The organism is Streptomyces sp. NPDC048604, assembly GCF_043199435.1.
Lineage (GTDB): Bacteria > Actinomycetota > Actinomycetes > Streptomycetales > Streptomycetaceae > Streptomyces.
In genome coordinates this window covers 47126-64167 of sequence record NZ_JBICVX010000010.1, presented here as the reverse complement: position 1 = coordinate 64167, position 17042 = coordinate 47126, and the positions used below count along the sequence as shown (strand labels likewise).

Below are 17042 nucleotides of genomic sequence, written 5' to 3'. Positions count from 1 at the left end.
CGGTGGGCGAGAGGCGTGGGGGCATGGCAGCACTGCAGGTCGAGCGGGACGAGGTGGAGCGGCCGATCATCGCGCAGTTGCGCGCGATGGGCTGGATTCACGTACCGGGCAAGGACGTCGGCACGCTCGATGTCGCTGTCCCGTTCCTCACCGATCACCTGTCCGCCGCCCTGCGTCGCATTAACCTCCGCGCCGTCGACGGCGAGCCGTGGATGGACGAGACGGACGTCAAACGCTCCATCGCCGGGCTCGCGGACGTCTCCCTGGGCGCCGGCATCGACAGGGCCAACTTCGCCGCCACCGACATCCTTCTCAGCGGCCTCCAGCTTCCCGGCCCGTCCGCCGCGCACGGCGGCCCCTCCGCCACCGTCCAGTACATCGAGTGGCACGAGGAGCGCATCGACGGGAACGAGTTCACGGTCGTCGACCAGCTCCGCGTACGGAACCGCTCCGGCGAGGTGTCGATACTCGACCTCGTCCTCTTCGTGAACGGCATCCCGCTCGTCGCCGTGGAGTGCAAGAGCCCGGACCTCGCCGATCCGATCCGCAGTGCCGTACTCGACCTGCGGCACTACGCGGGCGCCCCGCTGCCCGACGACGAACGGGACGGCAGTGATCTGCCGGTTCCCGCAGGGGTGCCGGAGCTGTTCCGTACGGTGCAGCTCCTCGTAGCGGCCACGGCGGAGACCGCGTACCTCGGCACGGTCACGTCGACCCCCGAGCACTACCACCCCTGGCGCAGTGTCGAACCGGAGAGCGAGGAGACCCTCAGGGCCGCACTGCCCGGCGGGACCGGCAAGCTCAGCGAGCGGCACAAGCTGGTGGGCGTTGTCCTGCGCCCGGCCGCGTTGCTCAAGGTCGTTCGCCACTACGTCATCCCCCTCCCCGTCCAGACCGACGCGGGCGGCAGCCGTACCGTCAAGGCCGTCGCGCGGCATCAGCAGTACCGCGCGGCCGAGAAGGCGGTCCGTAAGCTGCTCACCGGCAAGACGCGCGGCGGACCGGTCCTCGACGACGAGCGCGGCGGGGTCATCTGGCACACCCAGGGCTCCGGCAAGAGCCTCACGATGACGTTCCTCGTCCGCCGAATGCATCTGCACCACCGGCTCAGTGAGTTCATGGTGGTCGTGGTCACGGACCGCACCCAGTTGCAGGAACAGTTGGCGGGAACGCTCAAGCTGAGCGAGTCCGAGGTGGAGACCGCGAAGACCGCGACCCAGATGGAGGGGCTGCTGCGGGACGGCGGCCGACGGGTCGTGTTCGCGATGATCCAGAAGTACGGGGCCGGCGGATTCACGTTCGCCGCCGAGGCGGACGGCGACGGCGACGACCGGGACCTAGCCGCCGAGTACGACGACGCCGAGCGGGCCCGTCGGGAGCGGCGGGCGGCCAAGCTGCCTCCCGCACCGAACTTCCCCGAGTGCAACACCTCCCCGGACATCCTGGTCCTCGTCGACGAGGCGCACCGGTCGCACACGAGCCTGCTCCACGCAGCCCTGCGCAAGGCGATCCCCAACGCCGCGAAGATCGGCTTCACCGGCACCCCGATCATGACCGGCAAGACCGAGGACACCCGCCGCATCTTCAGCGGAGGCGTGGACCGAGACTTTCTGGACACCTACCGGATGGCGGACGCGGAGCACGACGGCGTCGTCGTCCGCATCCGCTACGAGGGACGTACTGGCGAGGGCAAGGTCTTCGACAAGGAGGGCCTGGACCGGAGTTTCGAGGATCTCGTCCGTGATCGCACGGACGAGGAACGGCGCGAGCTGCTGAACCGCTGGCCCACCGAACGGGACGTCGCGGAGTCGACACCGATGATCCGGGCCAAAGCGGAGGACATGCTGGAGCACTGGGTCACGACGGTGCTGTCCTCCGGAGGGTTCAAGGCACAGGTCGCCGCGGTCAGCCGGAAGGCTGCCGTCGAGTACCACCACGCGCTGCGGGCCGCGCGGGACGCCCTGATGGTGGAGCTGGCCGCGTTCCGGCCGGAGTCCGTCGCCGGAATCCCTCTCGACGAGCTGCCTCCGCACACGCGGTACCTGTTCCAGGCGTACGAGTTCCGCTCGCTGCTGCGCCGGATCGACTTCGTGCCCGTCATCTCGCCCGGCAAGGAGCGCAAGTACCGCCGGTGGCTGCACTGGACGGACCCCGTGCGGCAGGCCGCGTACATCGAACGATTCCACCAGGGCTTCCCGGTGCTGCCGCCGGAGCCCGACTGGGTCGCCACCACTCCCTTCCACCCACCAGTTCAGGAGGCGCAGGAGCACGTCGGCACGGGGGACAACCCGTGGTCCCAGGAGGGCGTGGAGCAGCCGGAGACGTTGGGCACAGTCCCGGACCCGGTGCACCCCGAAAGCCCCATCGCTTTCCTGATCGTCAAGTCCATGCTTCTCACAGGGTTCGACGCCCCGCGTGAACAGGCGCTGTACCTGGACCGTCCGATCCGGGACGCCGAACTGCTCCAGGCCGTCGCCCGGGTGAACCGGCCCATGCCCGGCAAGGAGATCGGGTACGTCGTCGACTACTACGGCGTCTTCGAACACCTGAGCAGTGCACTCGCTGAGTACCGGAAGAACGACGTCGACGACACGATGCGCAGCATGGCCGAGGAGATCGACGGTCTGGAGCCGGCCGCCGAGGAGGTACGCCGCTACCTCAGCGACCAGGTCGGAGTCACCGACGCCGACCTCGTCGACTTCAGCGCGGTACGGTCTGCCGCCCTGGCGTTCGAGGACGAATCGGTCCGCCTCGGCTTCGACGAGGTGCTGCGCCACTTCCTCACCGTGCTGGAGCGCGTGCTGCCGCACGAGCGCGGCCTGGACTTCGTGGGCGAGGCCCGCCGCTGGGGGCTGCTCCAGAAGCGCATCCGTACCCTCCACCGCGACGCCTCGGGCGGGGCTTTCACGATGCGTACCTACGGGCGCAAGGTGCGGGCGCTGATCGCCGACCATCTGGAGGGCCCCGCGATCGATCAGGTGATCGCACCGGTCTCCTTGGCGTCGCCGCTGTTCGACGAGAAGGTAGGTGCCATGCCCCCGCGCGAGGCGGCGGCCGAGATGGGGCACGCCCTCCGGTTCCACCTGGAGGAGCGGGTCAAGCGGGAGGACCCGGAGAAGTACGTACGGCTCTCGCAGCGACTGGAGGAGATCCTGCGCGAGATGCCCGGGAGGTTCGAGGACCAGATCGAGGCCTTCGGACCGCTCTTCGAGCAGGCGCGGCAGGAGGACGAGGAGGACCCGAGGCTGGCCGGGCTCACTCCGCTGGAGCAGCGGTTGTACCGACTGCTGGACCGGGAAGCGGCGGAGAACCCGGACATCGACACGAGCGCTGCGGACCTTCGGTCGGTGGTCGGGACGGTGTGCGACACAGCGGCACGCACCATGGCCAAGGCCGCGTACCAGGGCGAGCACCAGGACCTCACCTTCCTCGCCGACAAGATCAGGATGGAGCTGATCAAGGGGCGGCTGCGCCCGGTCGGCACGGAATGGGCGGCCCTCCGCGATCTTGCGGAGCGGCTCGCCGCTTACGCCCAGCAGAACAAGGAGTTCTTCCTGGCCAGGCTGAGGGGAGAATAGGCGGGTGAGCACCGTCACCGTCGACCGCGCCGAGCCGATGGCCCTTGCCGAGGGCGATCGGCTCGCTGCCGACGGGGTGGAACTCAACGTGCGCGTCAGCGCCCGGCGCAAGCGATTCGCGCTCACCGTGGAGATGGATGCCACGGTCACCCTGCATGCTCCCCAGGGGCGTTCCGCGGCTGACGCACTCGCGTTCGTCACGGCTCACCGTGCATGGATGGCCGCCAAGACGGCTCAGCGAGAGCGAACCCGCCCCCTGAACCCGTCGAAGCGGCTCGTCGAGGGCGAGGTCTTCCGGTATCTGGGGCGGACGTACCGGCTGTCCATCGACCCCGAGCGCCCGGAAAACGCCGGGGTCCGGCTCGTCGCCGGACGCCTGCTCCTCAGTCCGGAGCAGGCCGAGAGCCCGGCCCGGGGCCGCTCCGCCCTCGTCGACTGGTACTGCCGCGCGGGCCGCGAGTGGGCCAGGGGCAGGATCCAGCCGTGGGCGGCGCGCATGGGTGTCGCGGAACCGGTGATGGACGTGTCGGACCTCGGCGGTCGATGGGGCAGCTACCAGCCGTCCGAGGGCGCAGGTGGGCGTATGGGTCTGGGCTGGCCACTGTTCCAGTTGCCCATGCATCTCGTGGACTATGTCGTCGCCCACGAACTCGCGCATGTACGCGTCTCTGGGCATGGGGTGGATTTCTGGCGATTGCTGGGGTGTGCCCTGCCCGAGTACAAGGAGCGGCGTGCCGAGTTGGACGAGCTGGGGCGGCGTATGTGGATGGGGGAAATCGCATAGCGCAGCGATGTTCGGCCCGAGAGACGGGCGCGTCGTTGCTGAGTGTGGGTGTCCGGGACGTGAACACGGCACGTGACGTCCGCACTTTGTTCGACGTGTTCCTCTGCCTTCGTCCAATCGTCAAGAGCAGACCGAGAGAGGGCCGAGAGAGCCCAAAGCCACCCTGGGGCCATGTCATCGAACGCGAAGGCCGGATCCCGCGAATGGCTCGGGCTTGCCGTGCTGGCCCTGCCGACCCTGCTGATCTCCCTCGACCAGAGCGTGCTGTACCTGGCGCTGCCCCACCTCGCGGAGGGCCTGCGGCCGACCGGCACGCAGACGCTGTGGATCATGGACGTCTACGGCTTCCTGATCGCCGGCTTCCTGATCACCATGGGCACGCTCGGCGACCGGATCGGCCGCCGCAAACTGCTGCTGATCGGCGCCGTCGCCGTCGGCGTCACGTCCGTCGCCGCCGCGTACGCAAACAGTGCCGAGGCCCTGATCGTCACCCGTGGCCTGCTCGGCATCGCCGCCTCGACGCTGATGCCGTCCACGCTCGCGCTGATCAGCACCATGTTCCAGGACCCCTACCAGCGCGGCCGCGCCATCGCCGTCTGGGCCGGCTGCTTCATGGGCGGCACGGCGCTCGGCCCCGTCGTCGGCGGCATGATGCTCGAGTACTTCTGGTGGGGCTCGGTGTTCCTGCTGGGCGTACCGGTCATGATCGTCCTACTGATCATGGCGCCCACCCTCCTCCCCGAGTACAAGAACCCCGAGGCCGGCCGCATCGACCTGCCGAGCGTGGCGCTCTCCCTGATCGCGATCCTGTCCGTCATCCACGGCCTCAAGGAACTCGCCCGCCACGGCCTCGCCCCCGTTCCGGCCGTCGCGATCCTCATCGGCGTCGCCGCCGGCACGGCGTTCGTGAAGCGCCAGCGCACCCTGACAGCGCCCCTCCTGGACCTCAGCCTCTTCAAGGTCGGCGCGTTCACCGCCTCCCTCCTCATCCTCATGGTGTCGATGCTCGGCACCGGCGGCGGCTACCTCTTCATCACCGGCTTCCTGCAGATGGTCGAGGGCTTCTCGCCGATGAAGGCAGGCCTGTGGATGGCCCCCGCGGCCCTCGCCTCAATCCTCGCCGCCCAAGTGGCACCGGTCCTCGCCAAGAGGTACTCGCCCAGCACCGTCATCGGCGTCGGCCTCCTGATCGGCACGCTCGGCTACCTGCTCCTGACGCTCGTCGACCCGGTCGGCGGCCTGCCGCTGCTGATGGCCGGCTTCGTCACGATCTTCATCGGCGTCGGCACCCTGGGCGCCCTCGGCACGGGTCTCGTCGTCGGCTCCGTCCCGCCGGAGCGGGCGGGCTCGGCGGCGGGGCTGTCCTCCATCTGCGGCGACCTGGGCTCCGCGCTCGGCATCGCCACGCTGGGCAGCCTCGGCACCGCGGTCTACCGAGACACGATCGACGCCCCCCAGGGCACCCCCGCCACGGCCGCCAACAGCATGGAGGACGCCATCAGATCCGCAAACGACCTCTCAGCCCCCACAGCCGAAGCCCTCCTGACCGCCGCCCGAGAAGCATTCACCAGCGGCCTGAACGCCATCGGCGTGGCGAGCGCGGCGGTGACGGCGATCAGCGCGGCGATAGCCCTGACGGCCCTCCGCAAGAAGCGCGAGAACGCGACGGCCTGACGGCCCCCACACCCCTGCCCCTGGCGCATGTCGGCGCGCCAGGGGCAGGTCACGACGGACGGGAGCGGGGGCGTGGAGGGGGTCGTATTCGGGACAATGTCGCGTGATTTGTGGCGCGGCAGAAACGCCCATCCCTCGTAGGACCCGCACGCGCCTAAATCATGCGTCCCGAATACGACCCCCTCCACGTCCTACGCGGCACCCACCACCCGGCACAGACCACCCCGCACCCACGACCGGCGTCACAACGCCGCCCGCCGCGCCCGAGTGGCCAGCCACAGGTCGAACCGGTCGTCCCCGTCGTCCAGCCGCCGCCCCGTGAGCCGCATCGCCTTGTCGAGACGGTTGCGCACGGTGTGCCGGTGCAGCCCGAGCCGCCGCCCGGTCTCGTCCCAGGAGCACCCGGAGTCCAGCCAGGTCGCCAGCGTCTCGACCAGCTCGCCCGCCGGGTCGGCCACGTCCAGCGGCCCGAGGACGGTGTCCGCGTACCCCGCCAGCGCGTCCCGCTCGCCGAGCCCGAGCAGCAGCCGGCTGGAGTGGCTGCGCTGCGCCAGCGCGGGCCGCCCCGAGCGCCGGCTCACCTCCAGCAGCCCGCTCGCCTGCCGCAGCGACGTACGCGCCGCCTCGGGCGCGACCGGGGCCCCGATCCCCGCCGGGCACCCGGGGGCGAACCGCTCCAGCAGCTCCCGCACGTCCGTGTCCTCCGCGGCGACCGCCTCCACCACACCCCCCGCCGTACGCGTCAGCCCGCCCGGCAGCGCGAGCGCCAGCCCGGCCGCCACCTCCGCAGCGTCCTCCGGAGTCGCCGCGTCCACGACCACCGCCCGCACCGCCCCCAACGCGAGCCCCGCCGCCGCCAGCGCATCGCCCGCCGTCTCCGCCGACCCCTCCTCGTCGAGGAGCCGCCCGAGCAGCGCCGCCCTCCGCCGCCGCTCGGGCTCGTCCGCCAGATGCCGCCGCTCCAGCTCCAGCGACAACAACGCAACCAGCCCCGACACCAGCAGCCGCGTCTCCGCGCCCGGCTCGCCCCCGAGCACCAGCACCCCCCGCAGCCGCCGCGCCCCGAGCGGCTGCACCTCCACGTACGCACCGCCCTCCACGCTCACCGCACTGGCCTGCAACGTGGCAACCCGCCGAATCAACTCCTCGGCCCCCGGGGGCAACCCGGCATCCACAGCGCCCCCCGCCGCCCCCACGGCTCCCGCCGCCCCCGCAAGCACCCGCCCCACCGGATCCGCCACCACCACCGGCACCCCCGTAGCCCGCGTCCAGGCTTCCAGCGTGGGCGCCAGCCCCCGCCCCGAGGCCGCGGCCGCGGTCAGGCGGCGCTGCGTCTCGAAGGCGTTCTCCAGGGCGGCCCGCTGCTCCGCGGCCCGCGCCGCGAACACCGCCTTCGTGACGGCGATGAACGGCACCTCGTCCGCCACCGTCAGCAGCGGCAGCCCCGCCGCCTCCGCCGCCGCCACCAGCACCGGCGGCGCGGACTGGTGGGGGAGCGCCGCGCCGAGCCCCAGCGCGAGCGCGCTCGCGCCGCTCGCCCGCACGTCTTCGACGTACGCGCGGCACGCCTCCGCCTCCATCGGCAGCAGCAGCCCGATGGTCATCAGCAGCTCCCCGCCCTGCAGCCACTGTCCCGGCCGGACCAGTTCCGAGGCGTGTGCGGCGAGCACGGGCCGGTCCAGGGCCCCGGCGCCCGCGGTCACCGACAGCCGCAGTTCGGGGCGGGCGACGAGGTCGGCGAGGGTGAAGGTCATGGACACAGTGTCCACCCGGTCGGCCCAGTTTCGCCCTCCGGGCGATCGTCCGCAGGGCGAGCCCGACGTACGGTGCGGACGATCACCCGTCCCACGCCGCGAACGGAGGGCACCCGCCCATGGAGGACATGCACGCCCCGGACGACACCGTTCTCGTCGCCTGCGCGCAGCTCTCCCTCGCCGTCGGCGACGTCGAGGGCAACCGCGCCGCCGCCGACCGCGCGATCGAGGCCGCCGCGGCGGCCGGCGTGAAGGTGCTGGTGCTGCCCGAGCTCGCGAACACCGGCTACGTGTTCCGCGATGCCGCGCACGCCGCCGAGCTGGCCGAGCCGGCCGACGGTCCGACCGTCACGGCCTGGGCCGAGGCAGCCGCCCGCCACGACATGGTCCTGGTCGCCGGTTTCTGCGAGCGCGACGAGACCGGCACCACCCGCAACTCGGCCGTGCTCGTCGACCCGACCGGCGTCCGCGCGGTCTACCGCAAGGCCCACCTCTTCGGCGCGATCGAGAAGGCCGCGTTCGTCCCCGGCGACGAGCGCCCGCCGGTCGTCGACACGGCCGTGGGCCGGATCGGCGTCATGGTCTGCTACGACGTCGAGTTCCCCGAGTGGGTCCGCGACGTGGCGCTGCGCGGCGCCCAGCTCCTGTGTGCCCCGGTCAACTGGCCGCTGTTCCCGCGCCCCGAGGGCGAGCGCGCCGCCGAGGTGATCCGCGTCCAGGCGGACGCCGCCGTCAACCGGATGTTCGTCGCGGCCTGCGACCGCACCGGCACCGAGAACGGCGTCGAGTGGACCGGCGGCTCGGTGATCACCGACCCCGACGGTTTCCCGCTGGCGGGCCCGGCGACGGAGACCGGCGAGTCGTTGCTGGTCGCCGCCTGCGCGCTAGGCCAGGCCCGCGACAAGCGGATCGGCGACCACAACGACGTATTCGCAGACCGTCGCCCCGACCTGTACGACCTCTGAGAATCGGCCCCCAGCCGGCACCGAACTTCCCCCCGAACCACCCCGGAAGGCAAAGGCACCCACCATGAGCGAGCAGCAGCAGTTCCGCGGCCCCGTCGACTCCTCCCGCATCCCGCGCTACGCCGGCCCCGCGACGTTCGCCCGGCTGCCGCGCCTCGACGAGGTCGGCACCGCCGACGTCGCCGTCGTCGGCGTGCCCTTCGACTCCGGTGTGTCGTACCGTCCCGGCGCCCGCTTCGGCGGCAACGCCATCCGTGAGGCGTCGCGCCTGCTCCGCCCGTACAACCCGGCGCAGGACGCCTCCCCGTTCGCGCTCGCGCAGGTCGCGGACGGCGGCGACATCGCCGTGAACCCGTTCAACATCAACGAGGCCGTCGAGACGATCGAGGCCGCCGCCGACGAGCTGCTCGGCACCGGCGCCCGCATGATGACCCTCGGCGGCGACCACACCATCGCGCTTCCCCTCCTCCGCTCGGTGGCGAAGAAGCACGGCCCGGTCGCGCTGCTCCACTTCGACGCGCACCTCGACACCTGGGACACGTACTTCGGCGCCGAGTACACCCACGGCACCCCGTTCCGCCGGGCCGTCGAGGAGGGCATCCTCGACACCGAGGCGCTGTCGCACGTCGGCACCCGCGGCCCGCTGTACGGCAAGCAGGACCTCACCGACGACGAGAAGCTCGGCTTCGGCATCGTGACGTCCTCCGACGTCTACCGCCGCGGCGCCGACGAGGTCGCCGACCAGCTGCGCCAGCGGATCGGCGACCGTCCGCTGTACATCTCCATCGACATCGACTGCCTCGACCCGGCCCACGCGCCCGGCACCGGCACGCCGGAGGCGGGCGGCATGACGTCCCGCGAGCTCCTGGAGATCCTGCGCGGCCTGTCCTCCTGCAACCTGGTCTCCGCGGATGTCGTCGAGGTGGCCCCGGCGTACGATCACGCCGAGATCACCTCGGTCGCGGCCTCGCACACCGCGTACGAGCTGACCACGATCATGAGCCGCCAGATCGCGGCGGCCCGGCAGCAGGGCTGACGCGAAAGGCGTCCCGAGCCGCACCGAAGGGCACATAAGCGCGTGACGCACGACCACGACCTCGTCCTCCGACCGACCGACGCGCAGACGGCGGCCGCCCTCGCGCCGCCGCCGGGCCGCACGGGCGGGGACCTGGTCGTGGAGACCCTGCGCAGCCTGGGCGCGACGACCGTGTTCGGGCTGCCGGGGCAGCACGCGCTGGCGGTGTTCGACGCGGTCCGCCGCTCCGACCTGCGGCTGGTCGGACTGCGGGTGGAGAACAACACCGGCTTCGCCGCCGACGCGTACGGCCGGATCACCGGCGAGGCGGTGCCGCTGCTGCTGTCCACCGGTCCCGGCGCGCTGACCGCGCTGCCCGCGCTGCAGGAGGCGGCGGCCGCGTCGGCGCCGGTGCTGGCGATCAGCAGCCAGGTCCCGGTCGCGGGGCTCGGCGGCGGCCGGCGCGGCCATCTGCACGAACTCCGCGACCAGCAGGCGTCGTTCCGGGACGTCGTGAAGTCCGTGCACACCGTGCGCGCGGCCTCCCAGATCCCGTCCGCGATCGCCGCGGCCTGGCAGTCGGCGCTGACGGCTCCGCACGGGCCGGTGTGGGTGGAGATCCCCGAGGACGTGCTGCGCGCGGAGACGGTGCTGCCGCAGGTCACGGGCGTGGACGCGACCCCGCCGGAGCTTGCGCCGCGCCCCGAGCTGACGGCGCTGGCCGCGCACTGGCTTCACGAGGCGGAGCGGCCGGTGATCGTCGCGGGCGGCGGGGTGGTGCGCGCCGACGCGGCGGGCAAGCTGAAGCAGCTGGCGGAGCGGCTGGATGCGCCGGTCGTCACGACGTACGGGGGGAAGGGCGCGTTCCCGTGGAACCACCGGCTGTCCCTCCAGTCCTGGATGGAGGACCGCCACGTCACGGACTTCCTGGAGGACGCGGACGTCCTCCTGGTCGTCGGCAGCGGCCTGGGCGAACTGTCCTCGAACTACCACACGTTCGCCCCGCGCGGCCGGATCGTGCAGATCGAGGCGGACCTGGGGAAGCTGGAGTCCAACCACCCGGCCCTTGGCGTCCACGCGGACGCCCGGCTGGCACTCCAGGCCCTCCTGGAGACGGTGGGGGAGCGCACCGACCCGAAGGCGGCCGAGGCGGTCGGCGAGGTCCTGGCCAAGGTCCGGGCCCGTATCGACGCCCAGGACCGAGCCCTGGAGCAGGGCCTGCTCACCGCCGTCCGCAAGGCGGTCCCGGACCGGTCGCCGACCTTCTGGGACATGACGATCCTCGGTTACTGGGCGTGGGCCGGCTTCGACGCCCGCCGCCCCAACACGATGCACTCGGCGCAGGGCGCGGGCGGCCTGGGGTACGCCTTCCCGGCCGCCCTCGGCGCGGCCGTCGCCGAGCCGGGCACCCCGGTCCTCGCGGTGTCGGGCGACGGCGGCGCGATGTACGGCCTCGCGGAGCTGGCGACGGCGAGGCAGTACGACCTCGACGTCACCTGGCTGATCGTCGACGACGGCGGCTACGGCATCCTGCGCGAGTACCTGACGGACGCGTACGGCGAGGCGACCGGCACCGAGCTCACCCGCCCCGACTTCGTCGCCCTCGCCGAGTCCTTCGGCGTCCCGGCGACCCTCACGACCCCGGAAACCCTGACGACGGACCTGAAGAAGGCCCTGAAGACCCCCGGCCCGTCGGTGGTCGTCCTGCCGGCGGTGCTCCGCATGTTCGCACCGACGCACCTCTGACCAGCCTCTCCACCGCCCACGGGCCGTGCGGCGCACGGCACTTGTCCGGACGTGACGAAATCGTGCTCGCTTTCCGTGCAACCGTTCGGCCGTCGGTGAGTCTTCCGATGCGTGACTCACGACTCCATATCCCGCCGCCGCGGACGCGGCGCTCTCGGTGCGGCCCTCGCCGTGGGAGTGCTCGTGCCGACCGGCCTGTCGGCGGCGCCTGCGACCGCCGCGACCCCTACCGTGACGTGCACCTCGCTCACCCCGGGCCTCGCCGCCAAACTGGCCGGGGACGTCAACGCCGCCCTGGCGGGCCGCGCCACGACGGCCGCCGTCTTCGTCAACGATCGCGTCACCGGTACGAGCTGCTCGCTGCGGAAGGACCAGAGGTTCGACTCCGCCAGCGTGGTCAAGGTGATCGTGCTCGCCACCCTGCTGTGGGACGCGCAGAAGACCGGCCGGGCGCTGACGGCCACCGAGAAGTCCCGCGCCAACGCCATGATCACCCAGTCGGACAACACCGCGACCAGCGCCCTGTGGCGCCAGCTCGGTGTGACCAGGATCCAGGCCTTCCTCCGGGCCGCCGGGCTGACCAATACCGTCCCGGGCTCCGGCGGCTACTGGGGGCTCACCCAGATCACCGCCTATGACCAGCAGAAGCTCCTGTCCCGCATCACGGTGAAGAACGGCCTGCTGACGGACGCCTCGCGAAGCTACATCCTGCAGCTGATGAACGCGGTCGTCCCGTCGCAGCGCTGGGGCACCCCGGCCGGTGCCCCCAGCACGCTGAAGGTCCATGTCAAGAACGGCTGGCTGTCGCGGGCCACCCACGGCTGGCGGGTGCACAGCATCGGGGCCTTCACCGGCAGCACGAAGAACTACACGATCACCGTCCTGACGCACGACAGCACGACGATGAACTATGGCGTCGACACCATCCAGCGTGTCGCGCGCGCCGTTCACAAGAACCTCAACCCGACCGCGACGATGAACTCGGTGTTCACTCCGCCGGCCGTCCCGAAGGAGGCCTCGGTGCCCGTGCCGGAGCGGGGGCCCGCGTACTGAGGGGCAGCCCAGGACCGTCCTAGGAGGGTCCTAGGACGGCCCAGGACCGTCCTAGGACCTCAGACCGTACTTTGTTGCAGTGGGATGAAATCCCTCGTCGCCCGCGTTGGTGCCTTGCGGTAGAGCAGCGGAAACGGGAGGCATCACGTGGCGGCGGGGTCTGATCAAGGGTGGGCGCGGCGACTCGCCGGGTATGCGTGGCGGTACCGGCTGAACGTGGTGCTCGCGCTCGGCTCGTCGCTGGCCGGGATGGCCGTGATGGCGCTCGTGCCGCTGATCACGAAGGTGATCATCGACGATGTCGTGCAGGCCCACACGCGGTCGCTGTCCGTCTGGACCGGGCTGCTCATCGGGGCCGCCCTGCTCGTGTACGTGTTCACGTACATCCGCCGCTACTACGGCGGGCGGCTCGCGCTCGACGTGCAGCACGACCTGCGGACCGAGATGTTCGGCACGATCACCCGGCTCGACGGGCGGCGGCAGGACGAGCTGTCCACCGGGCAGGTCGTCGGGCGGGCCACGAGTGACCTGCAGCTGATCCAGGGGCTGCTGTTCATGCTGCCCATGACGATCGGCAACATCCTGCTCTTCCTGATCTCGCTGGCCGTCATGGCCTGGCTGTCGATCCCGCTGACCCTCGTCGCCCTCGCCGTCGCCCCCGCGCTCTGGTTCATCGCCAAGCGCAGCCGCACCAAGCTGCACCCCGCCACCTGGTACGCCCAGGCGCAGGCCGCCGCCGTGGCCGGTGTGGTCGACGGGGCGGTGACCGGGGTCCGCGTGGTGAAGGGCTTCGGGCAGGAGGACCAGGAGACCGGCAAGATCCGCACGGCCGGGCGGAAGCTGTTCGCCGGCCGGCTGCGGACGATCCGGTTGAACGCGAAGTACACCCCCGCCCTCCAGGCCGTCCCCGCCCTCGGCCAGGTCGCCGTGCTCGCGCTCGGCGGCTGGCTGGCCACCCGGGGCCAGATCACCCTCGGCACGTTCGTCGCCTTCTCCGCCTACCTGGCCTCCCTCGTCGGCCCGGTCCGCATGCTCGCCATGGTCCTCACCGTCGGCCAGCAGGCCCGCGCCGGCGTGGAGCGGGTCCTGGAGCTGATCGACACCGAGCCGGCCATCGCGGACGGTGCCAAGGAGCTGCCCGCCGACGCTCCCGCCACCGTCGAGTTCGACGACGTCTCGTTCGCGTACGAGGACGGCTCGCCGGTCCTCGACGGGTTCTCGCTGCGGATCCGCCCCGGCGAGACCGTCGCCGTCGTCGGCGCGTCCGGCTCCGGCAAGTCCACCGTCTCGCTCCTCCTGCCGCGCTTCTACGACGTCACCCACGGCGCCGTCCTCGTCGGCAGCCACGACGTCCGCGAGCTCACCCAGTCCTCGCTGCGCGCCGCGATCGGCCTCGTCCCCGAGGACAGTTTCCTGTTCTCCGACACGGTCCGCGCCAACATCGCGTACGGCTTCCCGGACGCCACCCAGGAGCAGATCGAGACGGCCGCCCGCGCCGCCCAGGCCGACCGGTTCATCGCCGAGCTGCCCGACGGCTACGACACGAAGGTCGGCGAGCACGGCCTCACCCTCTCCGGCGGCCAGCGCCAGCGCGTCGCGCTCGCCCGCGCCATCCTCACCGACCCGCGGCTGCTGCTCCTCGACGACGCCACCTCCGCCGTCGACGCCCGTGTCGAGCACGAGATCCACGAGGCGCTCAGGTCCGTGATGGCGGGGCGCACCACCCTCCTGATCGCCCACCGCCGCTCCACCCTCGGCCTCGCCGACCGGATCGCCGTCCTCGACGACGGCCGGCTCTCCGACATCGGCACCCACGAGGAGCTGGAGCGCCGCTCCCCGCTCTACCGCCGGCTGCTCACCGACCCCGACGAGCTCGGCGGCGTGTCGCCCGGCCACGTGCTGCCCGCGGAGACCGCGGACGAGCTGCCCGAGGACCGCCTCCTGCGCGCCGAGCTCGACGCCGAGTACGACGCCGAGCGCGGGCTCACCCCGGCCCTGTGGGTGCGGGAGGAGGAGGCCGCCGAGGAGGACGCCGCCCCCGGAGCCACCCCCGAGCTGCTCGCCGCCGTGGAGGCCCTGCCACCGGCGCTGGACACCCCGGACGTCGACGAGACGCGGGCGGTCGCGCCCGAGGACTCGTACGGACTGCGTCGGCTGCTCCGCGGCTTCGGCTGGGTGCTGCTCGCCAGCCTCGGCCTGGTCGCCGTGGACGCCGGCATGGGCCTGCTGCTGCCGGTCCTGATCCGGCACGGCATCGACGACGGCGTCAACCGGCTCGCCGTCGGCGCGGTCTGGGCCGCCTCCGCGCTGGCCCTGGTCACCGTGATCGTCCAGTGGGCCGCGCAGACCGCCGAGACCCGGATGACGGGCCGCACCGGCGAAAGGATCCTCTACGCGCTGCGCCTGAAGATCTTCGCCCAGCTCCAGCGTCTCGGCCTGGACTACTACGAGCGCGAGCTCACCGGCCGGATCATGACCCGGATGACGACGGACGTGGACGCCCTGTCCACGTTCCTGCAGACCGGCCTGGTCACCGCCTTCGTCTCCGTCGTGACCTTCTTCGGGATCATGGTCGCGCTGCTGGTCCTCGACCTCCAGCTGGCCCTGGTCGTCTTCGCCACGCTGCCGGTGCTCGCCGTCGCCACGTTCTTCTTCCGCCGCGCCAGCGTGAAGGCGTACGAGCTGGCCCGCGAGCGGATCAGCGTGGTCAACGCCGACCTCCAGGAGTCGGTCTCGGGACTGCGGATCGTGCAGGCCTTCGGCCGCGAGCAGGACGGTGCGGCCCGGTTCGCGGAGCGCAGCTCCGGCTACCGCGAGGCCCGGGTGCACGGCCAGTGGCTGATCTCGATCTACTTCCCGTTCGTCACCCTGCTGTCCTCCGTCGCCGCCGCGGCCGTCATGATCGTCGGCGCGAACCGGATCGAGGCCGGCACCCTGACGACCGGCGCGCTCGTCGCGTACCTGCTCTACATCGACCTGTTCTTCGCGCCGGTGCAGCAGCTCTCCCAGGTCTTCGACGGCTACCAGCAGGCCGCGGTCTCGCTGAAGCGGATGCAGGAGCTGCTCCAGGAGCGCACGTCGACGCCGCCGGCCGCGAAGCCGCTGGAGGTGCCCGCGCTGCGCGGCGAGCTCGCCTTCGAGGACGTCTCGTTCCGCTACGGCTCCAATGAGCCTGCTCTGAGCGACATCGCCCTGCGCATCCCGGCCGGGCAGACGGTCGCCTTCGTCGGCGAGACCGGCGCGGGCAAGTCGACGCTGGTCAAGCTGGTCGCCCGGTTCTACGACCCGACCGCCGGCCGGGTCACCGTCGACGGCACGGACCTGCGGGACCTCGACCTGACCGCGTACCGGCACCGGCTCGGCGTCGTCCCCCAGGAGGCGTACCTGTTCGCCGGGACGATCCGGGACGCCATCGCGTACGGCCGGCCGGACGCGAGCGACGCCGAGGTGGAGGCCGCGGCCCGCGCGGTCGGCGCGCACGACATGATCGCCACGCTGGACGGCGGCTATCTGCACGAGGTCGCCGAGCGCGGCCGGAACCTGTCGGCGGGTCAGCGCCAGCTCGTCGCCCTGGCCCGCGCCGAGCTGGTCGACCCGGACGTGCTGCTGCTCGACGAGGCCACCGCCGCCCTGGACCTGGCCACCGAGGCCCAGGTCAACGCGGCGACGGACCGGCTGGCCGGCCGCCGTACGACGCTGGTCGTCGCGCACCGGCTGACGACCGCGGCCCGCGCGGACCGGGTGGTCGTGATGGCCGGCGGCCGGGTCGCCGAGGACGGCACGCACGACGAGCTGCTGGCCCAGGGCGGCCGGTACGCGGCGCTGTGGCGCACGTTCATCGGCGAGGAGGAGCCGCAGCGCGTCTGACATCCCACGCAACCGAAGGGTCCCTTCCCGCGTCGTACGCACGTACGGCTCTGATGCGGGAGGGGACCCACGTGTTCGACGGCACCGGCACGACGATACGGAGCGGGCGGGGCGGGCAGGGCGGACGAGAAGGGCGGGACGGGCGAGAAGGACCGCGGTCACCCGGGCGACGTCTGGTGGCGCGGCTGCTCGCCGTGAGCCTGGCGGCCGGTGCGCTGACGGTCGCCGCCCCCGGAACGTCCCAGGCCGCCGCCGCCTCCGTCTGCACCGGCCGGCCCGCCAAGACCGTCTCCTTCTCCACCGGCGAGCTGCGCCTGTACCGCACCCGGCACTACGCCTGCGCCGTCGCCGTGGCCAAGTCGCCGGGCGCGCGCCGGTTCATGAGCGTGCAGCTGCAGCCGCGCGGCGGCCGGGCCGCCGTCGACGAGGGCCGCTTCACCCGGCAGGCCGGCCCGGTCACCGTCCACGCCCTCAACCGCTGCGTCCGTGCCACCGGCAACGTCGGCGGCGTCACCGCCACGACCGGCTGGGTCCTGTGCTGAAAGGCGGGGTGGAACAAGGGGGGAAGCGCGGGACGAAGCGTAGGTAAGGGTCAACTGGGTCTGG

The 17042-nt window shown here is 72.2% G+C and carries 10 protein-coding genes; 9 read left to right on the top strand and 1 reads right to left on the bottom strand.

From position 1 onward, the window contains the following. Window positions 1-23: 23 nt before the first annotated feature. The 3 genes from ACGFMM_RS21150 to ACGFMM_RS21140 all read left to right on the top strand — a co-directional run bounded on the left by ACGFMM_RS21150 (window position 24) and on the right by ACGFMM_RS21140 (window position 6036). Window positions 24-3578, top strand: a complete 3555-nt coding sequence (locus tag ACGFMM_RS21150; RefSeq protein ID WP_393647922.1) for a type I restriction endonuclease subunit R — start codon at window positions 24-26, stop codon at window positions 3576-3578. A gap of 4 nt (window positions 3579-3582) precedes the next feature. Beyond that, a complete protein-coding gene (locus ACGFMM_RS21145; protein WP_393647921.1) occupies window positions 3583-4362 on the top strand; it encodes a M48 family metallopeptidase in 780 nt (259 codons plus the stop codon). A 171-nt stretch (window positions 4363-4533) separates the two neighbouring features. Further along, complete coding sequence (locus tag ACGFMM_RS21140) at window positions 4534-6036, top strand: MFS transporter (RefSeq protein WP_393647920.1); 1503 nt, start codon at window positions 4534-4536, stop codon at window positions 6034-6036. A gap of 242 nt (window positions 6037-6278) precedes the next feature. Here the strand turns inward: ACGFMM_RS21140 and ACGFMM_RS21135 are convergent, their stop codons facing one another. Beyond that, entirely contained in the window at window positions 6279-7790 is a 1512-nt protein-coding gene (locus ACGFMM_RS21135; protein ID WP_393647919.1) for a PucR family transcriptional regulator, read from the bottom strand. Between the two features lie 119 nt (window positions 7791-7909). On the opposite strand from ACGFMM_RS21135, the gene ACGFMM_RS21130 reads away from it, so the two are divergent. From ACGFMM_RS21130 to ACGFMM_RS21105, 6 genes are all read left to right on the top strand, one after another. Then, the gene (locus ACGFMM_RS21130; RefSeq protein WP_393647918.1) at window positions 7910-8755 is read left to right on the top strand and encodes a nitrilase-related carbon-nitrogen hydrolase; all 846 of its coding nucleotides are present in this window, start codon (window positions 7910-7912) and stop codon (window positions 8753-8755) included. Window positions 8756-8819: 64 nt separating this feature from the next. Then, on the top strand, window positions 8820-9791 hold the full coding sequence (gene speB, locus ACGFMM_RS21125; RefSeq protein ID WP_393647917.1) for an agmatinase: 972 nt from the start codon (window positions 8820-8822) through the stop codon (window positions 9789-9791). A gap of 42 nt (window positions 9792-9833) precedes the next feature. Then, complete coding sequence (locus tag ACGFMM_RS21120; protein ID WP_393647916.1) at window positions 9834-11516, top strand: thiamine pyrophosphate-binding protein; 1683 nt, start codon at window positions 9834-9836, stop codon at window positions 11514-11516. A 177-nt stretch (window positions 11517-11693) separates the two neighbouring features. After that, a complete protein-coding gene (locus ACGFMM_RS21115; RefSeq protein WP_393648133.1) occupies window positions 11694-12569 on the top strand; it encodes a serine hydrolase in 876 nt (291 codons plus the stop codon). A gap of 147 nt (window positions 12570-12716) precedes the next feature. Then, window positions 12717-16436 carry an ABC transporter ATP-binding protein gene (locus ACGFMM_RS21110; RefSeq protein WP_393647915.1) on the top strand — a complete coding sequence of 1240 codons (3720 nt, stop codon included), beginning with the start codon at window positions 12717-12719 and terminating at the stop codon, window positions 16434-16436. A gap of 176 nt (window positions 16437-16612) precedes the next feature. After that, window positions 16613-16978 (top strand): hypothetical protein, encoded by a 366-nt coding sequence (locus tag ACGFMM_RS21105; protein WP_393647914.1) that lies wholly within the window; start codon window positions 16613-16615, stop codon window positions 16976-16978. Window positions 16979-17042 lie beyond the last annotated feature (64 nt).